The organism is Acidovorax delafieldii 2AN, assembly GCF_000175235.1.
Taxonomy (GTDB): Bacteria; Pseudomonadota; Gammaproteobacteria; order Burkholderiales; family Burkholderiaceae_C; genus Acidovorax; species Acidovorax delafieldii_B.
Map to the genome: position 1 here is coordinate 1 of NZ_ACQT01000494.1, position 1332 is coordinate 1332.

Consider the following 1332-nt stretch of genomic DNA (forward strand, 5'->3'; position numbering starts at 1 on the left):
GAATTCGTCGGCCAGCGGGTGCTGCATGGCGCGCGAGGCGCCCAGCGTGGCGCGCAGGTAGGCGATCAGGTGGTCCAGCATGGCCTGGGCGCGCTGCGGGTCGGTGGCCACCAGCACGCGCAGGTTGGCCAGGGTGTTGAACAGCATGTGCGGTTCGAGCTGCGCCTCCAGCAGCTTGAGGCGCGCCTCGGCCGCATCACGCTGGGCCTGGGCCATGTGGGCCTGCAGGTGGCGCGCCTTGCCCTGGCTGTAGAAGAAGAACGAGATGCCCGCGCCGGCTGCGATGGTGATGGCCAGGCCCGACAACGGGCCGTGCGGGTGGGGCAGGCTTTGCGCGCCGCCGCTGTAGGCGTTGCCGATGGCGGAGCCCACCAGGTAGCCCGTGGCAATGCCCGCCGCGATGAGCAGGATGCCGCGCCAGCCGTGGGGCCAGGCCTCGTGCGTGAAATGGACGATGGCGGCGCGGCCGAGGTCGATGACCAGCCAGGCCACCAGGCCGATGCCCAGCGAGTAGGCCAGCTGCACGTCCCACGCGCCCTGGCCCGTGAGGGTGAGCGCCACGGCAATGGCGCAGCAGAACGCGGCCGAGATGAGGCCGTGCTGCAGGAAAGAGCGGAAATCGAAGTGCGGCATGCGGGATGGATGATCGGCTGGCCATTGTGCGGCAGGCCGGTGCACTTTCTCCGCACCGACCCGTGGGGTGGGCATGCGCGTCCAAAGGGCCAAGCCTGCTCAAGCCTGCAAGCGTGTGGATCAGTGCGGCGCCTGGCGTCGCATGGCGGCACGCTCGCGTTCGAGCAACTGCGCATACAGGTTGCCGCCCGGTATGGTCAGCCACACCGCGGCGCCGTGGATCAGCAGGCCCAGGCCCCAGCCCAGCGCGGGAAAGACGGCCCAGGAATGGGTGTGGCGCGAGGACACGAAGGCCAGGAACAGGTTCACCAGGATGTAGACGCTGGCATGGGCATACCAGCCGAGCTTGGCGCGGGCGCGGCGGCGCGCCAGGTGTTCGAGGTCGGAGGCGAGGGGGCCGTGGGTGGTGGACATGGCGGGGTTCCTTTCGGGGGCAGAGGGCTCAGGCGGTGGCCAGGACAGGAGTTGGGGCGCCGCTCCGGGTCAGGCGCCACAGGCGAGTGGCGCGGGCCAGGAAGACGCCGTTGAACAGGCCGTAGAGCGCGGCGACCTGCAGCGTGAAGGCGGTGTCGCGGGCCAGTGCGGGTTGCAGTGCCAGTTCGACCCCCACGATGTACTTCGTGAAGAAGATGCCCAGGATCAGCAGCAGCGGCATGCCGCTTCCGGGCAGATGGAAGCGTGCTTCGCCGGCGTAGTAGC

The 1332-nt window shown here is 69.8% G+C and carries 3 protein-coding genes; all 3 read right to left on the bottom strand.

The features are described from left to right. Positions 1 to 633, bottom strand: a 633-nt coding sequence (locus tag ACDELDRAFT_RS22525; protein WP_005801243.1) for a histidine kinase, incomplete at its 3' end; no start/stop codon positions are given. 120 nt (positions 634 to 753) lie between these two features. Beyond that, positions 754 to 1047, bottom strand: coding sequence for a 2TM domain-containing protein (locus tag ACDELDRAFT_RS22530; RefSeq protein ID WP_005801244.1), 294 nt, complete (start codon positions 1045 to 1047; stop codon positions 754 to 756). 28 nt (positions 1048 to 1075) lie between these two features. Continuing rightward, a partial coding sequence (locus ACDELDRAFT_RS22535; protein WP_005801246.1) for a DUF6622 family protein occupies positions 1076 to 1332 on the bottom strand: 257 nt, incomplete at its 5' end.